22 protein-coding genes are annotated in these 23,791 nt (G+C 58.5%); 13 read left to right on the top strand and 9 right to left on the bottom strand.

The features are described 5' to 3' along the window. Positions 1–60 precede the first annotated feature (60 nt). Positions 61–780 carry an alpha/beta hydrolase gene (locus K3169_RS18605; RefSeq protein WP_263267366.1) on the top strand — a complete coding sequence of 240 codons (720 nt, stop codon included), beginning with the start codon at positions 61–63 and terminating at the stop codon, positions 778–780. 154 nt (positions 781–934) lie between these two features. Here the strand turns inward: K3169_RS18605 and K3169_RS18600 are convergent, their stop codons facing one another. Continuing rightward, positions 935–2,836: a sigma 54-interacting transcriptional regulator gene (locus tag K3169_RS18600; RefSeq protein WP_263267364.1), complete on the bottom strand. Its 1,902-nt coding sequence runs from the start codon at positions 2,834–2,836 to the stop codon at positions 935–937. A 239-nt stretch (positions 2,837–3,075) separates the two neighbouring features. On the opposite strand from K3169_RS18600, the gene K3169_RS18595 reads away from it, so the two are divergent. From K3169_RS18595 to K3169_RS18565, 7 genes are all read left to right on the top strand, one after another. Then, positions 3,076–3,558, top strand: a complete 483-nt coding sequence (locus K3169_RS18595) for an MSMEG_0572/Sll0783 family nitrogen starvation response protein (protein WP_027900808.1) — start codon at positions 3,076–3,078, stop codon at positions 3,556–3,558. Between the two features lie 179 nt (positions 3,559–3,737). Next, positions 3,738–4,706 carry a Nit6803 family nitrilase gene (locus K3169_RS18590; RefSeq protein WP_263267361.1) on the top strand — a complete coding sequence of 323 codons (969 nt, stop codon included), beginning with the start codon at positions 3,738–3,740 and terminating at the stop codon, positions 4,704–4,706. After that, a complete protein-coding gene (locus tag K3169_RS18585; RefSeq protein ID WP_263267359.1) occupies positions 4,693–5,775 on the top strand; it encodes an MSMEG_0568 family radical SAM protein in 1,083 nt (360 codons plus the stop codon). The genes K3169_RS18590 and K3169_RS18585 overlap by 14 nt, the downstream gene beginning before the upstream one ends. A 27-nt stretch (positions 5,776–5,802) precedes the next feature. Next, on the top strand, positions 5,803–6,363 hold the full coding sequence (locus K3169_RS18580) for an MSMEG_0567/Sll0786 family nitrogen starvation N-acetyltransferase (protein ID WP_099270847.1): 561 nt from the start codon (positions 5,803–5,805) through the stop codon (positions 6,361–6,363). Then, positions 6,356–7,384 (top strand): sll0787 family AIR synthase-like protein, encoded by a 1,029-nt coding sequence (locus K3169_RS18575; RefSeq protein WP_263267356.1) that lies wholly within the window; start codon positions 6,356–6,358, stop codon positions 7,382–7,384. The genes K3169_RS18580 and K3169_RS18575 overlap by 8 nt, the downstream gene beginning before the upstream one ends. 1 nt (position 7,385) lies before the next feature. Then, positions 7,386–7,706 carry an MSMEG_0570 family nitrogen starvation response protein gene (locus K3169_RS18570; RefSeq protein ID WP_099270849.1) on the top strand — a complete coding sequence of 107 codons (321 nt, stop codon included), beginning with the start codon at positions 7,386–7,388 and terminating at the stop codon, positions 7,704–7,706. 143 nt (positions 7,707–7,849) lie between these two features. Next, positions 7,850–9,139: an MSMEG_0569 family flavin-dependent oxidoreductase gene (locus K3169_RS18565; RefSeq protein ID WP_263267355.1), complete on the top strand. Its 1,290-nt coding sequence runs from the start codon at positions 7,850–7,852 to the stop codon at positions 9,137–9,139. 124 nt (positions 9,140–9,263) lie between these two features. On the opposite strand, the gene K3169_RS18560 is transcribed toward K3169_RS18565, so the two are convergent. Then, positions 9,264–10,265, bottom strand: a complete 1,002-nt coding sequence (locus K3169_RS18560) for a DUF4917 family protein (RefSeq protein ID WP_411567008.1) — start codon at positions 10,263–10,265, stop codon at positions 9,264–9,266. Between the two features lie 168 nt (positions 10,266–10,433). On the opposite strand from K3169_RS18560, the gene K3169_RS18555 reads away from it, so the two are divergent. The 3 genes from K3169_RS18555 to K3169_RS18545 all read left to right on the top strand — a co-directional run bounded on the left by K3169_RS18555 (position 10,434) and on the right by K3169_RS18545 (position 13,573). Further along, positions 10,434–11,165, top strand: coding sequence for a GntR family transcriptional regulator (locus tag K3169_RS18555; protein WP_263267354.1), 732 nt, complete (start codon positions 10,434–10,436; stop codon positions 11,163–11,165). Positions 11,166–11,362: 197 nt separating this feature from the next. Further along, positions 11,363–12,652 carry an MFS transporter gene (locus tag K3169_RS18550; protein ID WP_263267353.1) on the top strand — a complete coding sequence of 430 codons (1,290 nt, stop codon included), beginning with the start codon at positions 11,363–11,365 and terminating at the stop codon, positions 12,650–12,652. Between the two features lie 81 nt (positions 12,653–12,733). Next, positions 12,734–13,573: an amidohydrolase family protein gene (locus K3169_RS18545; protein WP_263267352.1), complete on the top strand. Its 840-nt coding sequence runs from the start codon at positions 12,734–12,736 to the stop codon at positions 13,571–13,573. Positions 13,574–14,006: 433 nt separating this feature from the next. Here K3169_RS18545 and K3169_RS18540 read toward each other — a convergent pair whose 3' ends face one another. The 3 genes from K3169_RS18540 to K3169_RS18530 all read right to left on the bottom strand — a co-directional run bounded on the left by K3169_RS18540 (position 14,007) and on the right by K3169_RS18530 (position 17,238). Beyond that, the gene (locus tag K3169_RS18540) at positions 14,007–15,398 is read right to left on the bottom strand and encodes a sensor histidine kinase (RefSeq protein ID WP_122805962.1); all 1,392 of its coding nucleotides are present in this window, start codon (positions 15,396–15,398) and stop codon (positions 14,007–14,009) included. Then, a complete protein-coding gene (locus K3169_RS18535; protein ID WP_027901208.1) occupies positions 15,376–16,059 on the bottom strand; it encodes a response regulator transcription factor in 684 nt (227 codons plus the stop codon). The genes K3169_RS18540 and K3169_RS18535 overlap by 23 nt, the downstream gene beginning before the upstream one ends. Before the next feature lie 258 nt (positions 16,060–16,317). Beyond that, positions 16,318–17,238 carry a formate/nitrite transporter family protein gene (locus K3169_RS18530; RefSeq protein WP_263267351.1) on the bottom strand — a complete coding sequence of 307 codons (921 nt, stop codon included), beginning with the start codon at positions 17,236–17,238 and terminating at the stop codon, positions 16,318–16,320. Between the two features lie 140 nt (positions 17,239–17,378). On the opposite strand from K3169_RS18530, the gene K3169_RS18525 reads away from it, so the two are divergent. Then, positions 17,379–17,864: a GNAT family N-acetyltransferase gene (locus K3169_RS18525; RefSeq protein WP_263267350.1), complete on the top strand. Its 486-nt coding sequence runs from the start codon at positions 17,379–17,381 to the stop codon at positions 17,862–17,864. Positions 17,865–17,932: 68 nt separating this feature from the next. Next, positions 17,933–19,702 carry a S8/S53 family peptidase gene (locus K3169_RS18520; RefSeq protein WP_263267349.1) on the top strand — a complete coding sequence of 590 codons (1,770 nt, stop codon included), beginning with the start codon at positions 17,933–17,935 and terminating at the stop codon, positions 19,700–19,702. A gap of 17 nt (positions 19,703–19,719) precedes the next feature. Here the strand turns inward: K3169_RS18520 and pncA are convergent, their stop codons facing one another. The 4 genes from pncA to gudD all read right to left on the bottom strand — a co-directional run bounded on the left by pncA (position 19,720) and on the right by gudD (position 23,780). Next, on the bottom strand, positions 19,720–20,358 hold the full coding sequence (pncA, locus tag K3169_RS18515) for a bifunctional nicotinamidase/pyrazinamidase (RefSeq protein ID WP_263267348.1): 639 nt from the start codon (positions 20,356–20,358) through the stop codon (positions 19,720–19,722). A gap of 175 nt (positions 20,359–20,533) precedes the next feature. Next, positions 20,534–21,490 (bottom strand): D-2-hydroxyacid dehydrogenase family protein, encoded by a 957-nt coding sequence (locus tag K3169_RS18510; RefSeq protein WP_263267347.1) that lies wholly within the window; start codon positions 21,488–21,490, stop codon positions 20,534–20,536. Positions 21,491–21,556: 66 nt separating this feature from the next. Next, positions 21,557–22,210: a DUF1345 domain-containing protein gene (locus K3169_RS18505; RefSeq protein WP_095098812.1), complete on the bottom strand. Its 654-nt coding sequence runs from the start codon at positions 22,208–22,210 to the stop codon at positions 21,557–21,559. 229 nt (positions 22,211–22,439) lie between these two features. Next, on the bottom strand, positions 22,440–23,780 hold the full coding sequence (gene gudD, locus K3169_RS18500) for a glucarate dehydratase (RefSeq protein WP_049827029.1): 1,341 nt from the start codon (positions 23,778–23,780) through the stop codon (positions 22,440–22,442). Between the last annotated feature and the right edge of the window lie 11 nt (positions 23,781–23,791).

The raw sequence follows: 23,791 nt of genomic DNA, 5'->3' as shown, positions 1-23,791 counted from the left end.
CCTTACCCCCCACTTAGCGCTGTCCTGAAGACAGGCAGCGCTCATCCGAGGTCTTGATTAATGTTGAAAGTGTTTGCCTTCATGTTGTTTGCCATGTGCGGGTTGGCTCAGGCCGGGCAGCCATTGTTGCGTGATCTGCCTCTGGCTTATGTGGAACAGGCCAGCACTGAAGTCAAAGACAAGCCGCTGGTCATCTTTTTACATGGCTACGGTGGCGATGAAACCAACCTGCTCAGCTTCACCTCGCTGATGCCGAGTGATTACAACTACCTGTCGGTGCGGGCGCCGATGAACGCAAGGGAGGAGGGCTATCAGTGGTTCACCCCGAAGCGGGATTCTGCCTATTACGACGGCGTAACGTCGGACCTTGAAAGCAGCGGGCAATTGCTGAAGCAGTTTATTGAACAGGCGACGAGCAAATACCAGACCCAGCCGTCAAAGGTCTTTCTGGTGGGCTTCAGTCAGGGTGCCATGATGAGCTACGAAGTGGCGCTGCGTGATCCCGGTCTGGTGGGAGGCTTTGCAGCATTGAGTGGCCACATGCTGCCGGTGCTCAAGGCGGAACTCAAGCCTGATCCGGCGCTGCGCAAACTCGCTGTCTTCATCGGCCACGGCACAGCCGACACACTGATCCCGGTGCAGGGCGCGAGCGATGCCGAGGCGTACCTGAAAGCGTTGGGGCTCAAGCCGCAATACCACGCCTATGCCGGGCTGCCTCACGGTGTGAACGAGACTGAGGTCAATGATTTGGCGGGCTGGCTCGAGAAGGTAACCCAGTAGTTGCGATGGGTTTGTGAATGAGGTCCACGTGGGAGCGAATTCATTCGCGAAGGCGGCAAGCCTGCAAAAATACTTGTGTCTGACACACCGCTTTCGCGAATGAATTCGCTCCCACACAGTTGCGCGGGAAATGCGTCAGGCCTTGCTGCTGTTCTCACCCCACCTCAATATCCAGCCGCTTCAACCGCGACGCCAATGTCGTCGGTTTCAAACCCAGCAACTCTGCTGCACCTCCCTTGCCGAACAACTTGCCATTACAGGCCTTGAGTGCCGCCTGCATGTTGCTTCGTTCCAGTTCTTTCACTTGAGCGTCGGTCATGATGCTCGTGGCGGGAAGCAGGGCAGGGGCGGCTTCGGTTCTGTTGGGCTCGTCTGGCAGGTCCATATTCAAATCCGCACCGTGAGAGGTGATCAGCGCTCGTTCGATAACGTTCTGCAACTCACGGATATTGCCGGGCCATGAATAGCGTTGCAGGCGTTCGATGTCGCTGTTGCGCAACCGGCGGCCCGGCATGTTCAAGCGTTTGGCGGTCTGTTTGAGGAAGTGTGCAGCCAATGGCGCAATGTCCATCGGCCGCTCGCGCAGGGCCGGGGACTGGATAGGAAAGACGTTAAGGCGGAAGTACAGATCCTCGCGGAAATGTTTGGCGGTTACTTCCTGACGCAAGTCCCGGTTAGTCGCGGCGATGATTCGCACATCAACCTTGCGCGTGCGTTCTTCGCCGACGCGCTCGAACTGACCTTCCTGTAGAACTCGTAACAGTTTGCTTTGCAGCTCCAGTGGTATCTCGCCGATTTCATCAAGGAACAGAGTGCCGCCATCCGCCAGTTCAAAACGTCCGACACGGTCACGAATCGCTCCGGTAAACGCACCGCGAATATGGCCGAAGAACTCGCTTTCAAACAACTCGGTGGGAATCGCCGCGCAGTTGACCCTGATCAGCGGGTTGGCGCTGCGTCGACTGGCTTGATGGATCGCCCGGGCAATCAATTCTTTGCCGGTGCCGGATTCGCCATTGATCAACACGCTTGCGTCGGTCGGCGCCACGACGTCAATCTGTTTGATGATTTTCAGGATCGGCTCGCTCTGGCCGACGATTTCCCGAAAGTTGTGTTCGATGTGAATTTCTTCCTGCAGATACGCGTTTTGCTCTTCAAGGCGCTGTTTGAGCACCTTGAGCTCTTCGAGCGCGTTGTGCAGCTGGTTCTCCGTGGTCCGCCGCTCGGTGATGTCGCGGAATACCACCACCGCACCGGCAATTCGACCATCGGCAATCACCGGCGTGCTGGTGAATTCCACCGGGAACGAGCTGCCATCCCGACGCCAGAAGACCTCCTGCCGACCCTCATGAACCACACCATCGCGTACCGCTTTATAAATCGGGCAGTCTTCCACCGGGTAATGGCTGCCGTCGGCGTGGGTGTGATGGTGAATACGGTGGATGTTCTTGCCGATCATGTCTGCCGGTTCCCAGCCCAGCATCCGTGCGCCAGCCGGGTTGACGAAGGTGGCCAGGCCATCGGTGTTGATGCTGTAAATGCCGTCACCCACCGCGCTGAGCAGCAACTGATTATCGCGCTCTGTTTCCTGAAACAGGTTGAGAATATTGCGCCATTCCAGCAGGCCGCCACGCATGGTGCGCTCGGTATGGGCCTGATCACGCTGGTACTTCTCATGGCTGGCTTCACGCATGACCAGAATCAGCTGTGGGTTGCCTTTGACCTGCAGAATGGTTGCTGACAATTCCAGCTCTATGCGCTCGCCGGTCTTGCAATTGCAGCTCAGCTCTTCGGTCCAGCCGCGTCCTTTATTCATAACGGCTTGAGTAAAGACGATCAGGTCGGCCAGTTGATGACCGAACAATTTGCTGACCGGCAGCTCCAGCAGTTCCTGGCGCGGATAGCCGAGCAGCTTGCAGGTCGCCACGTTCAGGTCGCCGAAGCGATCCGCCACGGGGTCGAGCAGGGCGATGGCCTCGGCGCAGTGCTCGAACACCATGTGCCGCGAAGAATAGGCCAGGTCGGCCCAGCCGGTCAGTGAATCTGGCTCGCTCATTACGAAATCTCGTGATCCAGCGCTACGAAGATTCGTATTTCTACGGGAATGCGTGATCCGGCGATAGGCTCAGATAGGTCCGTAAAAACCGGATCAGATCTTAATCTTCTGGATAATCAGTGGCTTAGCCGGCATACGAACAACATTTTTATTTTTGGCACGGCGTTCGCTCTTGTCCTGTTGTCACCCCGGCGTTTTCGAGCCGCTGATAAAAACATGACTTACTGGAGAACGACGATATGCCAAGCGTGGACATTGCTCACTATCAAGACGGCGACTTCCTGGTCAATTACGAAGAAAAAGTCTTCGAGGACGTCAAAGCCGAACCCGGCGAAAAAGCGCTGCTCACGTTTCACACCATCGCTTTCGAAGGCTCCATTGGCCTGGTCAACATGCTTCAGGCCAAGCGCCTGCTGCGTAAAGGCTTTGAAACCAAAATCCTGTTGTACGGACCCGGCGTGCAGCTGGGTGTGCAGCGTGGTTTCCCGACGCTGGGTGCAGAAGCCTTCCCCGGCCATCTGGCGGTGAACAACCAGATCAAAGCGTTCATGTCCGAAGGCGGCGAAGTCTACGCCTGCCGCTTCGCCTTGCAGGCCCTGTACGGCCAGACCGAAAAAGCCCTGATCGAGGGTATTCGTCCCATCAACCCACTGGACGTCATGGACCTGCGCCTGCTGATGCGCCGCGAGGGCGCGATGATTATCGATACCTGGACGGCGTAACAGAACACGCGGTGCCTGCATGGAATGCACCTGTGGGAGCTGGGCTTGCCCGCGATAAACGATAACGCGGTGTACCTTCAAGACGCGTCTCATGCATCGCGGGCAAGCCCGGCTCCCACAGTTGGATCTCATTTCAAATCAGTTTCATGAAAGCCGCCAAAATTTTCAGGACCTCCCAAATGACCACCATCCGCGCCGCCGCCGTTCAGTTCAGCCCGGTGTTGTACTCCCGGGAAGCCACTGTCGCCAAGCTCTGCACAACCTTGCTGGCGCTGGGGCGCGAAGGTGTGCAGTTCGCGGTTTTCCCGGAAACCGTGGTGCCGTATTACCCCTATTTTTCCTTCGTCCAGCCGCCATTCGCCATGGGCAAGGAACACCTGGAACTCCTTGAACAGTCCGTCACGGTGCCCTCCGACGTGACCCGGCAGATCGGTGAGGCTTGCCGTGAGGCAGGGATCGTCGCGTCTATCGGCGTCAACGAGCGCGATGGCGGCACGATCTACAACGCGCAGTTGTTATTCGATGCTGACGGCACGTTGATTCAGCACCGTCGCAAGATTACCCCGACGTATCACGAGCGCATGGTCTGGGGGCAGGGCGATGGCTCCGGCTTGCGTGCCGTGGACAGCGCGGTCGGTCGCATCGGCTCGCTGGCCTGCTGGGAGCATTACAACCCGTTGGCCCGCTATGCGTTGATGGCCGACGGCGAGCAGATTCATGTGGCGATGTTCCCCGGCTCATTGGTAGGAGACATTTTTGCCGAGCAGATCGAAGTCACCATCCGCCATCACGCCCTTGAGTCAGGCTGCTTTGTGGTCAACGCCACAGCCTGGCTGGACGCTGAGCAGCAGGGGCAAATCATGCAGGACACCGGCTGCGGTCTGGCGCCGATTTCCGGCGGTTGCTTCACGGCCATTGTCTCGCCGGAAGGCAAATTGCTCGGCGAGCCGCTGCGCTCCGGTGAAGGCTGGGTGATTGCTGATCTGGATCTGGCTCTGATCGACAAGCGTAAACGCATGATGGATTCGGTGGGGCATTACAGCCGCCCGGAACTGCTCAGCCTGCTGATTGATCGCACGCCCACCGCGCATGTGCACGAGCGCGCCGCTCAACTCAAAACCGAGGAGCTTGCCCATGCAGACCAATGAATTGCTGGCCGAGTTGCAATGTCACGGGGTGCGCTGGCCCGCCGCGCAGAACGGTCTGTCGCGGCAAGGCGGAGCGGGGCCATCGGACCACAAGGCGCTGAGTTTCGGCAGCCGGACCATGATGGTGCCGATCCTCAATCAGGCCTCTCAGGATTCTCCATATCAGGCGCAACCCAGTAAAGATGGCAGCCATGCGCTGATTTTTCGTCAGGGCTTGCATGTCGGTCAGGTACAGATGCCGGGCGTGCCGAAGTTTTACGGATTGAGCACTGATGACGGCATTCCGTACTGGAAAATCGCCACGTTGCACAGCAGCGATGTGCTCGCAACGACCGTCCTGCAGCATTGCATCCGCTTCAATGATCGCGGCACTTCGTGTCAGTTTTGCGCAATCGGCCAATCCCTGGCAGCGGGTAAAACCATTGCCCGCAAACGTCCGCAGCAACTGGCTGAAGTCGCGAAAGCTGCAGTCGAACTGGACGGCGTCAAGCACATGGTGATGACCACCGGCACGCCACAAACGCCTGATCGCGGCGCAGCGATTCTGTGTGAGTCCGCTGCTGCAGTGACGGCCGCCGTTGATCTGCCGATTCAGGCGCAATGCGAGCCGCCGGACGAAGACGCCTGGTTCATGCGACTGCGCGACAGTGGTGTGGTGTCGTTGGGCATGCACCTGGAGGCAGTCACTGACGAGGTTCGTCAGCGGATCATGCCCGGCAAGGCCGAAGTGCCCCTCACGCGTTATTTCGAAGCCTTCAGCGCGGCGGTCGAGGTGTTCGGTCGCGGTCAGGTCAGCACCTACATCCTTGCCGGACTGGGCGACAGCGAAGCGGCGATCACCGAGATGAGTGAGCGCTTGTGCGAATTGGGGGTGTATCCGTTCGTAGTGCCTTTTGTACCGATCGACGGCACGCCACTGGCCCGTCATCCCAAACCCGACAGCGCCATGATGTCCCGCTTGTATCCGCAGATTGGCGCGAGCCTGCGTCGTCACGGTTTGCATTCCGAACAGATCAATGCCGGTTGCGCGAAGTGTGGCGCGTGCTCGGCATTGAAGAACTACGAGTAAGCCGGTTTACCCAAGGGAGAAACGCTCATGTCCAGTCTTGCCTTTGCTCTTGTCGACAGCACGTTCGAGCCTTTTCGTGCCGGTGAACTGTTGGTTAAACCGGCCACCGAGCACTGGGAAAAACAGGCGTATTACGCGTTGCGCCGTGCGGTGTTCTCCGATGAGCAACAACTGTTGGCGCAAGACAAGGACGGTCACGACTTTCAGGCGATTGCGATTGTTGCGTTGGCCGGTAATTGCGGCATGGCCGATCAGGTGGTCGGCGCGGTACGGATTTACCAGCCCGAACCTGGCGTGTGGTTTGGCGGACGTTTGTGCGTTGCGCCGGCCTACCGACGCCACAGCATGATCGGCAAGGCACTGGTCAATGAAGCGGTGTCGCGAGCAAAGGATCTGGGCTGCGAAATCTTTCACGCCACTGTGCAAACGGCGAACGAACTGTATTTCCAGGCGCTGCACTGGCAGACACTGAATCACCTGGAGTTACTCGGCCAGCCTCATTGCCTGATGCAGGCCGATTTGACGCGCTACCCATTCATGCCGCGTCAGGTATCGCTTCGTACCTTGCAGGCGGCTCGCCATGCGTGAGATCAACGATCTGCCAGCGCTGCTCGGACTGTTGCGAAACACCCCGGCGATGCTTTCCAAGCAGGCCATTCAGCAGCCCGCAGCGGTCATCGGTAAAGCGGACAAGGTAATGACTCGTGCCGAACTCTACGCCTTGCCCGGCGACGACACGGCGGCCATCGCCTGCGGTGAGCATTATCAGTTGTTGGCGATTGAAGGCATGTTGCCCGGATTCGTCAGCGCCGCCCCGTGGTTCGCGGGCTGGTCGGCAGTGATGGCCAATGTCAGCGATATCACCGCCATGGGCGGTCGGGCCACAGCGGTGGTCAACGCGTATTGGCACCATGATCAAGACGCCGCCCAGCAAGTGTTGGCCGGCATTCGCGCCGCGTGTGAGGTCTACGGTTTGATGCTGGCGGGCGGGCATACCAGTCTGGCCAACGGCAATCCGACTGCGTTGGCTGTGGCGATTACCGGAGTCGCCAGCAAGTTGCTTTCCAGCCTGCATGTCGCGCCGGGGCAGGTGATTGCCATGGCGGTGGACCTCGAAGGCCAGTGGTACGCGGACACGACCTATTGGAAGGCCTTCGAGGGTGTCCCGGCCTCACGGCTGCGCAGCAAGCTGGACGTGTTGCCGCGTCTGGCCGAAGCGCAGTTGCTGCATGCCGCCAAGGACATCAGCAACGCCGGGGTACTGGGCAGCCTGCTGATGCTGCTGGAGGCCACCGGTTGTGGTGGGCATGTGGATTTGAGTGCATTGCCATGTCCGCCGGATGCTGATCCACAGCGCTGGCTACAGGTTTTTCCCAGCTACGGCTTTCTCATGACCCTTGATGAAAAGGACTGGCCTCGCGTGCAGGCCGCCTTTGCGTTTGAAGGGCTGTGTTGCGAGCGAATCGGTCAGGTCAACGCCAGTGCCGCGCTGACGGTGCAGGCCGGTTCGCAACACGCCGAGTTCTGGAATCTTGGCGAGCAGGCCTTTACCGGCTTTAGTTACGCCCATCTTGATCTGTCCTCATTGACCATCCCACAGGAGCACTGACATGCCCGCTGTCAATTTCACCATTCGCTGGCCAAACGGCAAAGAAGCCTCCGGCTATTCACCTTCGACGGTGATTTACGACCACTTGCAGGAAGGCGCCAGTTACCCGCTGGCCGACTTTCTGGAACGCATCGAAGGCGGTCTCAACAATGCCTCGGAGCGGGTCAAGCAGGTCAAAGGCTTCTACTGCAGCTCGGCGATGGACACCCTCAACTCCCTGAAGGGCCAGGCCATGCGTCAGGAAGACGGCGCTGTGGAGGTTATCAGTATGCGCACCGAAGGCGGCGGGCGGGTGCCCAGCTCGGGGTGGAGTTCTTTTTAGGCCTGCATGCTGCGGTCGTGTGGGAGCCGGGCTTGCCCGCGATGGTGCTGGACGCGATTTAATGTCAGACCGCGTCATCGTTCATCGCGGGCAAGCCCGGCTCCCACAGGAAACGCATTTCAATCCAATATCCCGGAGCCCCCATGCCCAACCCTCTCACGTCAATCAAACCACCCCATCACAGCGTGATCATCGTCGGCGGCGGTCAGGCCGGTTTGTCTGCCAGTCATTATTTACAGGCCCACGGCATCGATCATCTGGTGCTGGAAAAAAACAGCCTGACCCATACCTGGCGCACTCAGCGCTGGGATGCTTTCAGTCTGGTCACGCCCAACTGGCAATGCGCATTGCCTGGGTATCGCTACAGCGTAGAGCACCAGGGCAAGGATCCCCATGGCTTCATGACCAAGGATCAAATCAACGAGTATCTGGCGGGGTTTGTCGCGTCGGTGAATGCGCCCGCGCTTGAGGGCGTGGCGGTGCAGCGCGTGTTGCCACGCGTTGGCGGCGGCTTTGAGGTGCACACCTCTCAGGGCGAGTTCACGGCTGATCAGGTGATCGTCGCGTCGGGCGGCTATCACACGCCGATCATCCCGCGTCTGGCCGAGCGAGTATCAGCGCAGATTACCCAGATTCACTCCGAGCAATACCGCAACGCCGAGTCGCTGCCCGAAGGCAATGTGTTGGTGGTGGGCTCAGGGCAGAGCGGGGCGCAGATTGCCGAAGACCTGCACCTGGCCGGGCGCAAGGTCTATCTGGCCGTAGGCGATGCACCCCGTTGCGCGCGTTTCTATCGCGGCAAGGACGTGGTCGACTGGCTGGCCGAAATGGGCTACTACGAAATTGGTGTCGACACGCATCCGCTGCGTGAAGGCGTGCGCGACAACACCAATCATTACGTCACGGGGCGTGACGGTGGTCGCGATATCGACCTGCGTCGTTTCGCGGTCGAGGGCATGGAACTGTTCGGACGCCTGCAAGGCTTGAAGGGCAACACGCTGACGTTTGCCAATAACCTCAAAGACAGTCTCGACAGCGCTGATGCGGTCTATAACCGGATCAATGGCTCCATCGATAAATACATTCTGGAACACTGCATCAATGCTCCAGCCGGTGAGGTTTATTCGCCGCAATGGACGCCTGAGCAGGAGCGCACCGAACTGGATCTGAACGCGGCGGGTATCACCAGTATTGTGTGGTGTATCGGATTTACGCCTGACTTCACCTGGGTTGAAGCCCCGGTGTTCAATGGTCGCGGCCATCCCGGACACAAACGAGGTATCACTGCACAGCCGGGCCTGTACTTCCTCGGCTTGCCCTGGCTGTACACCTGGGGTTCCGGCAGATTTTCCGGTGTGGCGCGGGATGCGGAGTATCTGGTGGAGCATATCGCTGAAGCGTTGGCGCCGGTAAGGCGGGCGGGGGCGCGCTAGGCTCTCGATTGAAGTTCTGTTGGAGCGAGGCTTGCCCGCGAAGAACGATAACGCGGTGGATCAGACGCACCGCGTTATCGTTCTTCGCGGGCAAGCCTCGCTCCCACAGGAGTAGGCATTACAGTCAGGCTTTCACCAAAAAATCCGCACTGCCCAGCGGATGACTTTTCGCATCAAAAAAGCTCAGCTCGATATCCAGATCACCCAACAACCCGATGTAATACCGCTTTTGAAACTCGATAAACGCTTCACTGCGCGGCAGGACAGAAATCGCGATCCGCTTCGGCCGGGCCTGACGGATCGCAGCGATGATATGCGCATCCTGCTTGCCCAGTGCATGGCCGAAAATGCACAGCGCATCGCCATGCTGTGCCAATTGCCCATGACAGAACGACAGGTAATCCGACGTCCGGATGAGCTTCATTTTTTCAGCGCTGGTGCCTTCGCTGATGAACAGCGGCACATCGTCCAGGGCATTGATAGCGAAGCTGCCCAGCAGCGAGCTTTCCGATGACAACAGCTTGCGCACCGTTCCGTCGAGGTTCTTCACCAGATGCATGCCCCCGTGCAGATACAGCACGCGAGTAGCGGTAGCTCGTGTTTCATGCAGATTGAACGTCGCGTCGTCGTTGAACAGATCGTCGAAGTGTTCCGGCGCATGCATCACCGCCCAATAGGCCAGCAAGTCATAGTTGCTTGAATACACAGTCGCGTAGCGCTGCAACTCGGTGTTCATCCGCGCAAGAGTGTTGGCCTCGATCAGTTTCCACGGAATATGCACCGAACGAATGGCGTGGATCAGCGCTTCCTTGATGGCGAAGTAGCGATTGCGCGGCGATGACGAACTGATGGTCAACGCAGCGTTGACCCGCATGGCTGATTTCAGCGCGGCCAGCACCGGTTCGAAATTGCTGGTTTCCATGGCGCTGAACACCGCCAGTTCAGTGCGACTCATGGGGTTGCTGCGAGTGGTCTGGGATAGATCGAACAGCGAGTCGTATGCGAAGTTTTTCCAGACGGCAAGACTCGCCCCGTTACCCATCAATAGCCCCCAATTTTCGTCACGGGCGTTTCGCAGGTCGTTCCAGTCAGCCAGTCCGGCATCCAGTTTCGTCAATTGCATCATCTCGCTTCACTACACATTCAAAGATCACCCTTTGCTTGAGCGATAGGGCTAAACGCCGATCATCTTATAGAACGGGGCGAAAAAATGTCGTCTGGTTGCCTTGACGGTCCTGATGATCGAGACAATACTTCGTCTCACATTCATATAGATGACTAGATAAATAACAATATGAACAAATTGTCCAGTGATGAGCGTTTACCTCTTTATCAACGTCTGCGGGATCAGTTGGCCGAGCAGATTGCCAATAATCGTTGGCGTCCAGGCGAGGCGATTCCTACCGAAGCGGCACTTTCCAGCGAGTATTGCCTGTCCACCGGCACGGTCCGCAAAGCCATCGACATGCTGGTTGCCGACAATATTCTCGAGCGTCAGCAGGGCCGCGGAACATTTATTCGCCGTCCGCAGTTTGAGTCCTCGCTGTTCCGCTTCTTCCGTTTCCAGTCCGCTGCTGGCGCCCGTCAGGTTCCGGAAAGCCGAATCCTGTCGATTGAGCCAATGACCGCGCCGTCAGCCGTCAGCCAGGCACTGGGTCTGGTTCCTGACTCGCCGGTGATTCGCATGGTGCGTCTGCGTTTGCTTGAAACACAGCCCATGCTGGCGGAAGAAATCTGGCTGCCACAGGTTCAATTTCAGGCGTTGCTGGACAACGACCTGCAGCGTCAGGGGCCGTTGCTGTACCCAATCTACGAAGCATTGTGCGGCCAGGTAGTCGCTTATGCCGAAGAGACCCTGACGGCCGAGGCGGTCAGTGATGCGCATGCGCGTCTGTTGCAGATTCCCGTCAACAGTCCGGTGGTGGTGATTGAACGTCTGGCGCGCAACTACGCAGGCGAACCGCTGGAGTGGCGTCGTTCGCGTGGGCACGCCAGTCACTTCCGTTACAGCGTGGAAATCCGCTGACGGTTCGTCCGCAGCTTTTTATCAAAAAAACGCAATGGCCTGGGTTGAAAGCGGGGCGGCCAGGTGGGAGCGAATTCATTCGCGAAAGGCATTTACATCCGGTGAAAATTTGTCGGCTGGAATATCGGTTCGCGATGAATTCGGTCCTGCATGGCTCATCTAGCGGTTCCGGGTAAATTCTTATAAGGACAAAAACCATGTTCAGTTGGTATCGCCAAGTCACTCCTCGTGAGCGCAAAACGTTTTGGGCCTGCTTCGGCGGCTGGTCGCTGGATGCGCTGGAAGTGCAAATGTTCGGTCTGGCAATTCCGGCACTGATTGCCGCCTTTGCCTTGACCAAGGGCGATGCCGGGTTGATCAGCGGTGTGACGCTGGTGACCTCAGCATTGGGCGGCTGGGTCGGCGGTACTCTGTCGGATCGCTATGGCCGGGTACGCACCCTGCAGTGGATGATTTTGTGGTTCTCATTCTTCACTTTTCTATCGGCGTTCGTCACTGGCTTTAACCAGCTTTTGATCGTCAAGGCCCTGCAAGGCTTCGGCATCGGTGGCGAGTGGGCGGCCGGTGCGGTGCTGATGGCGGAAACCATCCAGTCCAAATACCGCGGCAAGGTCATGGGCACCGTGCAGAGCGCATGGGCTGTAGGTTGGGGGCTGGCGGTGCTGGTGTTCACTCTGATTTACTCGCTGGTGCCGCAGGATATTGCATGGCGCGCGATGTTCCTTGTCGGTCTGTTGCCATCCCTGTTGATTATCTGGGTACGTCGCAACGTCGAAGAGCCGGACAGCTTCCAGCGTCAGAAAAAAGACAAGACCACGCCGAAAAGCTTCTTCAAATCCATGGCCGGTATCTTCCGTCCTGAATTGCTGCGCGTCACTCTGCTGGGTGGCATCCTCGGGCTGGGCGCACACGGTGGTTATCACGCGGTGATGACCTGGCTGCCGACGTTCCTGAAAACCGAGCGCAACCTGTCGGTATTGAACTCGGGCGGTTATCTGGCGGTAATCATTGTTGCCTTCTGGTGTGGGTGCGTGGCCAGCGGCTTCCTGATCGACCGTATCGGTCGGCGCATGAACATTTTGCTGTTCGCTATCTGCTGCGTGATCACGGTGCAGTGCTATGTGTTTATGCCACTGACCAACACGCAGATGCTGTTCCTCGGCTTCCCGCTGGGCTTCTTTGCAGCCGGCATTCCGGCCAGCCTCGGTTCGTTTTTCAATGAGCTGTATCCGGCAGATGTGCGCGGCGCAGGCGTTGGTTTCTGCTACAACTTCGGCCGCGTGCTGTCGGCAGTCTTCCCGTTCATGGTCGGTCACATGAGTGAATCCATGTCGTTGGGCACAGCCATCGGTATCGATGCCGGTATCGCCTACGGCGTGGCAGTGATCGCCGCGCTGTGCTTACCCGAAACCCGTGGCCGCAGTCTGGAAGCGACCACACCTGAAACCGATGCGACTCAAGGACGTGAAGCCCCGCAGCAAGCCTGATCCGATGCCTGATTGAGCTTCTGATACGCAGCAGATCCACGCGCGGTGGTACCCACCGCGCCTTCTTGATAGATGAGCTCCATGCCTGACTCACGCACTTCCCCGATCATCGGTATCGATGGCCACGCCCATGTATTCAGCAGTGATCTGAACCTGACGGCGGGTCGCCGTTACACCCCGGACTACGACGCCACCCTTGAGGCCTACCTGCAGCAACTTCACGACAATGGCCTGAGCCACGGCGTGTTGGTGCAGCCGAGCTTTCTCGGTACAGACAATCAATACCTGCTGGCCGCGCTCGCAAAGGCTCCTGAGCAATTGCGTGGTGTCGCGGTGGTTGATGTTGATATCAGCCGAGAAGCGCTTCGGCAGATGGACGAGCAGGGCATCGTCGGCATTCGTCTGAACCTGATGGGCAAGCCTTTGCCTGACTTCACCGAGTCCGCGTGGAAGCGTCTTCTCGATGAAGTTTCAGCGCTGGGCTGGCACGTGGAGTTGCATCGTGGGGTAGACGATATTCCAACTCTGATTCGAGGCCTGATGCCGTTTGGCTGCAAGATCGTCGTCGATCACTTTGGCCGTCCTGACGCGCCGCTCGGGGTTGACCATCCGGCATTTAAGGCCCTGCTGGAATGCGGTTTGAGCGGTCGGGTGTGGGTCAAGGTTTCGGCGATTTATCGCCTGGGTGGCAGCGCCGAGCAAAACGCCGGTTTTGCCAGGGCAGCCATGCCCTTGCTGATCAGGTTCTTCGGCTTGAATCGGCTGGTCTGGGGCAGTGACTGGCCGCATACGCAGCACGAGAGTGAAGTTGATTTCGCTCGGGTCATCGGCCAGTTGCAGGGGCTTGGGTGTTCCGGGACTGAACTTCGTGGCTTGCTGGTTGATGCGCCGCGGGTGTTGTTTGGTTTTGCGATGCCTTGAAATACGGCTGCCTTTCGCAGCCTTCGACAGCTCCTGTCAAACAAACTACAACTCTCTGATGATCTGTAGGAGCTAGCCCTGTATCCCTGACACCGCGCTGTCGCGAAACAAACACGGGACCTGTAGGAGTGAGCTTGCTCGCGATTCGATCTGTTGGTCGATGAATATATTGCCTGTGCTGAAGCTATCGCGAGCAAGCTCACTCCTACAGTAAAAAGCATTCCAAATCAGATAGTTATATTTTGTTTGATAGGAGCGCGCTCAGTGTTCCTGACACAGCGCTGTCGCGCAGCAAACGCTTACTTGTAGGAGCGCGCTTGCCCGCGATGGGATCTGGTCAGGGAACGCATTTTTCGCTGACGCACCGCATCGTCCGGATGCGGCCCAGACCAAGCGCGCTCCTACAGATCGTTGAATAAGCAATAGTGCACGATCACACCAACGCCACCGTCTGCCGACACTCAAGACTCAATCTCGCGCCACCCAGCGGACTCGTACCGATGTGCAAGGTGAAGCCGTGCAGGTTGACGATCGCCGCAACGATGGACAGCCCCAGGCCAAAGCCGTGTTTCTGGGTGCTGCCTTCACTGCGATAGAAGCGTTGAAACACCGCCTGGCGTTCTGCCTCAGGAATACCGGGACCTGAGTCCTGGACTTCGAGGCAGGTGCTGTCGCCGTCCGCTCTGGCACTGAGGATCACGCTGCCGCCGGGCGGGGTGAACTTGATCGAGTTGCTGAGCAGGTTTGCCAATGCCTCGAAGAGCAGGGCGCGGTCGCCCAATAGCGGTGGCAGCGGGTCCTCCACGCGTAGGTACAGGCTGACGCCGCCTTCCTCGGCCAGGGGCAGGTAAAAATCGTGAACCTCTTGCAGCAGTTCGCCAGGGTCGACTTCGACGAACGCCGAGCGACGCTGGTGATCCTCGATTTCCGAGATGCGCAGCAAACCGCGAAAACGCGCCATTAACGTGTCTGCCTCGGCAATCACTTGATCCATTTGCGTGGCTACCAGCGAGTCTTCCGGCGATTGTTGCTGGATGCGATAGAGCTGCGCTCGCAAGCGAGTCAGAGGTGTGCGCAGGTCATGGGCGATGCTGTCGCAGACGCCTTTGACCTCATTCATCAGTTTTTCGATGCGATCTAGCATGGCGTTGACGATGACCGCCAGCATGTCCAGCTCATCGCGGCGTGCCGACACCGGAAGGCGGCGACCCAGATCGCCTGCGACGATTGCCTCGGCGCTTGCCTGAATGCCGCGAATGCGTTTCAGCGGTCGGCGACTCAGCAAATGCCAGCCAGCAATGCCGGGAATAATCGTCAATGACAGCCCCCAGAGCAGGGCGCGCAAGATCAGGGTAGTGACGGCGAACAGTGAACCGTTGTCGCGCACCAGCACCAGCCAGTGGCCGTCGCGGGTCTGGCTGGCGACCGCGTCACAGGTGTCCTGAGGCATGTGCGGATCTTCGGAGTCGACGCAGTTACTCAACTGATGAATCTTGCCGTCCAGCGGCAGGCTGGGAGGGACCGTTTTTATCGGGCCATTGAGCGGGCGCAGCTCGGCGTCGAACAGGCCATAGGCGTCCACGGCGCGCATGTCGAAGGTCATGCTGGAGGTTAGTGCCTCGATCAACTGTTCGCCTTCAAAGCGGGCAAACAGCTGCTGGCGTTGCATGAGGGAGTGGCGGGCGAGATTTTCCAGGTAGCTGCTGACTTCCCAGTACAACACGCCGATCAGCGTGCAGCTCCAGGCCACGAACAGAAAACTGTACAGCGCCAGCAAGCGGCTAGTAGAGGAACGCCAGCCTTTAGACGGGTTCAGCAATGACATAACCCGAGCCTCGCACGGTCCGAATCAGTGGAGTCATGCCGGGTGGGTCGATTTTTTTCCGCAAACGCCCAATATGTACGTCGATCAGGTTAGTGCCGGGATCGAAGTGATAACCCCAGACTTCCTCGAAAATCATCATGCGGGTGATGATCTGCCCGCTGTTGCGCATCAGGAATTCCAGCAGTTTGTACTCGGTGGGCAGCAAGCTCAGAGGCTGTTGTCCGCGACTGGCTTCACGTTTGATCAGGTTCAGCTCCAGATCGGCGACCCGCAGGATGGTTTCTGCGGCGGCCACAGTGTTACGTCGGCGCAGCAAGACTTCAACCCGGGCAGCCATTTCGTCAGACGCGAAGGGCTTGGCGAGGTAATCATCGCCACCGGCACGCAGGCCACGCACACGTTCATCAACGTCGGAGAGGGCGCTGATCATCAGAATAGGGGTGAGGATGCCTTGCGCGCGCAAGGTGGTAACAATGGCCAGACCGTCCACTTCGGGCAGCATGCGGTCGAGGGTGATCAGGTCATAGTCGCCGCTTACCGCACGGGCGAGGCCCTCACGGCCATTATCGACCCAGTCAACCTCAAGGCCATGGTTGCTCAATTCCGCAACGATTTCCTGGGCGGTCACGGCATCGTCTTCGATGGTCAGAATTCGGGTCATCTTGCCTGCCTGAAGGATTACAGCCAAAAAACCTATTCTCGCTGATGTGACCTGAACAGTTTCTGAAAGAATTTTCATCTGGTACAGGTTTTCAACTTGAATGTGATCTCCAGTTGGAGCAAGGCTTGTGTGGGAGCGGTGCTTGCCCGCGATAAACGATAACGCGGTATGTCTCTTAATCGCGTCTCATGTATCGCGGGCAAGCACCGCTCCCACAGGAGATAGCATTCCAGTACAGGGGCAGCATTCCTGTTCAGATTACTTGGAGGTAGCAGCAGCCTGCTCTTCTTCTTTCAGTCGCTTCTTTTCTTCAATTCGTTTCAACCGGTCCCGCTCAAGCTTGGCAGTGGTGTCTTTTTCGCTGCGGATCTGCGCATGGCTGAGAATGGCGAAGATGAAGCTGCCGCCAATGATGTTACCGGCGAGCGTTGGGGCGGCAAAGACCAGCCAGAAGTCACTCCAGGACAATTCGCCGGCAAACACCAGATACGATGCTTCGGCCGAGCCCACCACGATATGGGTGAAGTCGCCGAGGGCCATCAAGTAGGTGATCAGCACGATGATCCAGATCTTCGCAGCTTCCATGGACGCAATCATCCAGACCATGGTGGCGATCATCCAGCCGGACACGATGCCTTTGGAGAACATGTGAATGACGTCGTTTTCCATCACCTTGCGGCCGATTTCCAGAAACGCCTTGTCAGTCTGGCTATCGAAGATCGGCAGATTCAACATCACATAGGCCACCAGCAAAGTACCGCACAGGTTGCCGAACAGCACCACGCCCCACAATCGCAACAACCGACCCAGGTTACTCAAGGTCGGCTTGCTCATGACCGGCAGCACCGCCGTCAGGGTGTTTTCGGTGAACAGTTGCTGACGGGCCAGGATGACCGCGAGAAAACCGGCGGAGTAACCCAGGCTGGCGATGACATGACTGGACTCGATATCCGGCAGGCGTGACTTGAACAACCCCATGGCCATCAGCGACAGGCCCATGGTCAAACCCGCGGCCAACGCCGACCACCAGAGGGCCGCAACACTGCGCTCGAGCTCATGATCGCCCTGAATGCGAATGGTCTCGTGCAGCACCGCCGCACGGGGAGGCTGGTTCTCGTCGACTTCGCGTTCTTCTTCAGCGGATAACCCGGGGGTTCTGCCTTCTTCATTGTTGTCCATACAGCATCCTTAAATACGAGTGAAGGCGTAGACGTTTTAATGCTGCGCCGGGCTGATGCTTGAGACACAATCCACCGCCGGTCGTTCGCTGCTGAACGGCCTGTTCGATCATAAAGAGCCATCATTACAAGGAGAGAGTCGTGACGTTGCATATTCGTGAGGCCACCCGCGCTGATGCCCAGGTCATTCTGGGCTTTATTACCGAGTTGGCCATCTATGAAAAGGCCGAGCATGAAGTTCTGGCAGACGTCTCTGATATCGAGCGTAGCCTGTTTGACGAAGCGTCTCCGGCTAAGGCGCTGATTTGCCTGCTGGATGATCAACCGATCGCTTTTGCCGTGTACTTCTTCAACTATTCCACATGGCAGGGGCGCAAAGGCTTGTACCTGGAAGACCTGTTTGTGTCACTCGAACATCGCGGTGTCGGCGCAGGCAAACACCTGTTGCGCCACTTGGCGAAAATCGCCCATGACACAGGCTGCGGCCGGTTTGAGTGGAGCGTGCTGGACTGGAATAAGCCTGCCATCGATTTCTATAAATCCATCGGCGCCGCGCCGCAGGACGAGTGGGTGCGGTACCGAATGGAAGGGGAAAGCCTCAAGCACTTCGCGCTGGGCGGCTCTTGAGCTGAGCCCTGAACCCTGAGGGGACGCAGCAGTCAGACTGCTATCGCCGCGTCCCTCAGGATTGTTAAATGCTCAGTCGCACCGTATTGCCCGTGTTCATGGCTGCTTTGGCCGGTGTTTCGTCAGTACAGGCCAATCAGGCTTTACGGGTGGAGCGGCTGCAGCGTTGCGACGTTCTGTTGGGCCGCGAGCAGCAGACCTTCTGCCTTGGCGTACGCGGTCTGAAACCCGGTGCTGTGCAGCTCAAACTGGATGGCAAAGCGTTGCCGGGCCAGGTGATTGAGCGTGACGGCGAGCGACTCAAGTTGCGCCTGAGCGCTGCCGACTGGCGCAGCGGCCCCTTGTGGCTTGAGCAGGAAGGGCAGAGCAGCAATGCCGTATGGCTGAGCATGGCAGGCAGTCACGTGTTGGCGGCTACGCCAAAGGAGGTCGCCAAGAACATGGACGGCCTGACCAGTTACGTTGATCTGGTCAGCGTGATCATCGAAGAAAAATTCCAGGGTGCAGAAGAAGCCGAGCGCATCGCGAAAAAGTACGGTGCCACCGTCGTCGGTTCCATCGCACCGCTCAACACTTACCAGCTGCGCCTGCCGGTGACTGATCTGGTGCAGCGCGACGCTATGGTGCTGCGCATGGGCAGTGAGGTCAGCGTTGATGCCGTGGTGGTCGAGGAGTCAGCCGCAGAATCCCCTGAAGACGAAGCGGCACCCAGCGATGGCAAGCAGGCCAAGCCGACTCAGGATCAATGGGCGGCCAACCGCTTCATGGACGCGGTCAACTATTACCAGCGCAGGATTCCCGCCGTCACCTCGCCGATCAAACCGGTGCCGATCCGCATCGGGATTATTGAGCGCGAAGTGGACTTTGATTCCCCGGATTTTGCCGATTATCTGGGTGACTGCAAATCAGGCAAACCCCGCACTTGCCTGTACGCCCGTGACGCGAAAAAGCCCGACGGGCATGGCTCCACCGTGGCGGGCATTCTGGCGGCGGACACTGCCAAGGGCGGCAATAGCGGCTTTCTACGCGCGCTGGATGGCGTCAGCGATGGTTTCGAGGTAATTGTCGAGCGCAACTCCGATGCCGGCATCACGGCGAATGTCGCGGCATCGGTGAATCTGGTTGAAGACGGCGCGCGAGTCCTGAACTGGAGTTGGGGGCTGCACCGGGTCGGCGCGAAAAACGTGGAGGGTGATGAGGTGGACTCGTTGCTCAGGTCTGGCATCGCCATGTCCGGTTACGAAGAACTGCTGGAAGAGTTTTTCCTCTGGCTGCGGCGCAAGCACCCCGATGTGGTGGTGATCAATTCGGCAGGCAACGGCTCTTCGTTTTCCGGGACGGACGAGTACCGCTTGCCGTCTTCGTTCATCACGGACCAGTTGCTGGTGGTCGGTGGGCATCAGCGCAGCAAGGATGACGATCTTCCCGTCGATGATCCGGCCTACGTCGAGAAACGCGAGTCATCAAACGTTGATAGCCGCGTTGACATCATGGCGGCAGCCTGCACACGGGCATCGACTCTCACAGCCGGTGAGCAGGGCGCGGTGCATTGCGGTACGTCCTACGCTACGCCGATGGTCACCGGGATTATCGCCGCCATGCTGTCGATCAACCCGAAGCTGACGCCTGAACAGTTGCGCATGCTGTTGCGCCGAAGCGCCATGCCCATCGGTGGCAACTTTGATTTCGAAGCCATGGACGCCGATGACCTGACGGCGCCGATCCTGCCGTCTGAACGCAATTACCAGATGGACGACAAGAACATCGGCCGCTCTGCACGTCTGGACATGCAGAAGGCGCTGGACCTATCGGTACAGAGCCTCAAGCGGGAGCGCTGATCGGCGTATCTGAACGGTTATTTGAGCAGCTCAGTGCTTTCGATGCGTGTCACGCCTGCCGCCGCCATGTCTTGCCAGGCTTTGCCCAGCGAGCCATTCATGTCGATGGCGCGACAGGCGTCGGCGACGACCAGCGTAGTGAACCCGGCAGCTCTTGCATCCAGTGCCGACCATGCCACGCAGAAGTCCAGCGCCAGACCCACCACAAATACGTTCTGGACGCCTCGCTCCTTGAGGTAGCTGGCCAGGCCGGTGGGCGTCACGCGGTCAGCTTCGAGGAACGCCGAATAGCTGTCGATGTGCGGGTTACAGCCCTTGCGCAGGATCAATTGCGCGTGGGGCAGGTCCAGATCCGCATGCAGTTGTGCGCCATGGCTGTCTTGAATGCAGTGGTCCGGCCAAAGGGTTTGCGGGCCATAGGGCAGGGTGGTTATCTCGAACGGCAGGCGGCTTGAATGGCTGGACGCAAACGAGATATGCCCCGCCGGATGCCAGTCCTGAGTGATGACAACGCCTTGAAATTGCTCACCGAGACGGTTGATCAACGGCACCAGCGCATCGCCCTCGGCCACCGCCAGCGCGCCGCCGGGCATGAAGTCGTATTGCATGTCGATGACCAGCAGAACGCTGTCGAGACCGAATGCGTTTGGGTTCATGGTGTTGCTCCTGGAAATTCTGATGATATCTCTGTGGATGCAGACCCTTGTGGGAGCGGTGCTTGGTCTGGGCGGCATTCCGACGATAAACGATAACGCGGTGTGTCTTATGGATGCGTCTCATGTATCGCGGGCAAGCCTCGCTCCCACAGGGGCTGTGTTCCAACTCGGGAACTTAACCAAACACCCGAATCGGCGCACCCGCAGTCCACGCCTGAATATCTTCAATCATCTGGCTGTAGAACATCCGGTAATTGTTCTCGGTGACATAACCCACATGGGGCGTCGCGAGCACGTTATCCAGCACACGAAATGGATGCTCGGCAGGCAGCGGTTCGATGGCAAACACATCCAGTGCCGCACCCGCGATGCGCCGCTTTTGCAGGGTTTCAATCAGTGCCCCTTCGTCGACGATAGGCCCGCGCGAAGTGTTGATCAGGTAAGACGTCGGCTTCATCCAGCCCAGCGCCTGAGCATCCACCAGCCCACGGCTGCGGTCGCTGAGCACCAGGTGGATCGACAGAATATCCGCCTGCTCGAACAGCTCCTGCTTGCTGACATACGTCACGCCGGATTCAGCAGCGGCTTCAGCCGTGAGGTTCTCACTCCAGGCGATGACGTTCATGCCAAACGCCAGACCGTAGCGGGCGATCCACTTGCCGATGCTGCCAAGCCCGAGAATACCCAGTGTCTTGCCATGCAAATCACTGCCAATGCCAATCTGCCACTGGCCGCTGCGCAACGAATTGGCCTCGTCCACCAGATTGCGGGTCACGCCCATGATCAGCGCCCAGGTGAGCTCCGGTGCGGCGTGCTTGTAGCTTTCCGTGCCGCACACCTGAATGCCGAGGCGGGTGGCCGCTTTGACGTCAATCGCCGCGTTGCGCATGCCGCCAGTCACCAGCAGTTTGAGGTTGGGCAACTGGCTGAGCAGGGCTTCGTCGAAAATGGTCCGTTCGCGCATCACGCAAATCACCGTGAAAGCCTGCAAGCGTGCCGCCATGATGGCGGTATCGGCGGGGTATTCATGAAGAAAGCTGACTTCACCGATGCTGTTCAGGACCGACCAGTCCACGACATCACTGGCGACGGATTGCCAGTCATCCAGCACTGCAATTTTTGTATGCGTCATCTCGAACTCGCCTTTTTGCTGCAGTTTTTTCGGGTTTGTGCCGCAACAGTAGCGCCAGATGGCCGCTTAGCCAAACAGCCCGGCCGCAAGATTGATTGAAAAGCCGAGGATCGCCGTGTTGAAAATGAAACCGATCAGGCTCTGGGCCAGGACGATCCTGCGTAAACCCGGCGTCGCGACGCCCACATCCGAGGTTTGCACCGCCACGCTGAGGGTGAAAGAGAAGTACAGGAAGTCCCAATAATCCGGGTGCTTCTCGCCATCCGCGAAACGCAGAGCCGGTTCTTTACCCTTCCAGGTATAAAACAGGCGAGCGTAATGCAGGCTGAAAATCACCCCGGTGACCAGCCACGAGCCGACCACTGTCAGGGCGGTGAAGGCGTAGTGAAGCGCCCGGTCATCCGTGGTCATCGCCTTGCTGCCAGCCAGTTCCAACGTGATTGCCGCGAGGCTGGCCAGTGCGGCGACGCACACGGTGACCAGTACCAGTCCGGCGTTTTCATCCTCGACCATGGAAATTCGCTCTGCGTCAGCCGCATTGGTGCGAAACGTGCGGATCAGGATCAACACCAGATACACCCAGACGGCAACGTTCCAGGCAATCAGGCACTTGCTGGTGATGGATATCTGCGGAGTGATGATTGCTGCGGCAAGTCCGCTGGCGAGACCTAGCGCAGTGGCGATGCTCAAACGTGGGTGGGTATGAGCGATATGGGACATAAGCCGGACTTCATGACGGATGATTCACGAACATTAGCACGGGCTTTTGTGGCGGAATAAAAAACGACGCGCAAGGGGGTTGCGCGTCGTATGCCAGCTTGGCAAGGATTTACGTTCTTCGGTAGGAGCGAACTTGTTCGCGAGACGGCAGGCCTGCGTACGTAGCTGCGACGACTCGCCAACAAGTTGGCTCCTACCGGTATAGCGTTCATTCACGTCGAGACGGAATTCACCGAACCAGACACGGCTGCTTGTTGTTGAATTTCCAGTCCGGCACCAGGAATTGCATGGCGACGCCGTCGTCACGGGCACCCAGGCCCATGCCTTTGTACAGTTCGTGAGCCTTGTGCACTTGATCCATGTCCAGCTCGACGCCCAGCCCAGGTTTCTTCGGCACTTGCACGGCGCCACCCACAATCTGAAGCGGTTCGCGGGTCAGGCGCTGGCCGTCCTGCCAGATCCAGTGAGTGTCGATGGCGGTGATATCCCCTGGTGCGGCGGCAGCCACGTGGGTAAACATCGCCAGGGAAATGTCGAAGTGGTTGTTGGAGTGCGAACCCCAGGTCAGGCCCCATTCGTTGCACATTTGCGCCACCCGCACCGAACCCTGCATGGTCCAGAAGTGAGGGTCGGCGAGTGGAATGTCCACCGACTGCAACTGAATCGCATGGCCCATTTCACGCCAGTCGGTGGCGATCATGTTGGTGGCGGTTTTCAGGCCAGTAGCACGACGGAACTCAGCCATGACTTCGCGACCGGAGAAGCCGTTTTCCGCACCGCAGGGGTCCTCGGCGTAAGCCAGCACATGGTGCTGATCGCGGCACAGACGAATCGCTTCTTTCAGTGACCATGCGCCATTCGGGTCGAGGGTGATCCGGGCATCCGGAAAACGTTCGGCGAGGGCAGTAACCGCCTCGATTTCCGCATCGCCGCTGAGCACGCCGCCTTTCAGTTTGAAATCCTGGAAGCCATAACGTGCCTGCGCCGCCTCGGCCAGACGCACAACCGCCTCAGGGGTCAGCGCTTCTTCATGGCGGACGCGGAACCAGTCGTTGTCGGCATCTGGCTCCTTGCGGTAATCCAGATTGGTTTTGCCTTGATCACCGACATAGAAAAGGTATCCGAGCATCTTCACTTCGTCGCGCTGTTGGCCTTCACCGAGCAGGGCAGCAACAGGCACGTCCAGGTGCTGACCGAGCAAGTCCAGAAGCGCTGCTTCAAGGGCGGTGACGGCGTGAATGGTGATGCGCAGATCAAAAGTCTGCAGGCCGCGCCCACCAGCATCACGTTCGGCGAAGGTCTTGCGCACGTCATTCAGGATTTTCTGGTAGGTGCCAATCGAGCTGCCCACCACCAATTGCCGCGCATCTTCCAGCGTCTGGCGAATGCGTTCGCCGCCTGGTACTTCACCCACGCCGGTGTGCCCGGCATTGTCCTGGAGTATCACGATGTTGCGGGTGAAGTAGGGGCCATGGGCGCCGCTGAGGTTGAGCAGCATGTCATCGTGACCGGCGACCGGGACGACCTGCATGCTGGTGATAACAGGGGCTTTGCTCAGGTTCTGACTCATTGCTATAGGTC

It is taken from the genome of Pseudomonas phytophila, assembly GCF_025643095.1.
Classification (GTDB): Bacteria; Pseudomonadota; Gammaproteobacteria; order Pseudomonadales; family Pseudomonadaceae; genus Aquipseudomonas; species Aquipseudomonas quasicaspiana.
This window is presented reverse-complemented; position numbering and strand designations above follow the sequence as displayed.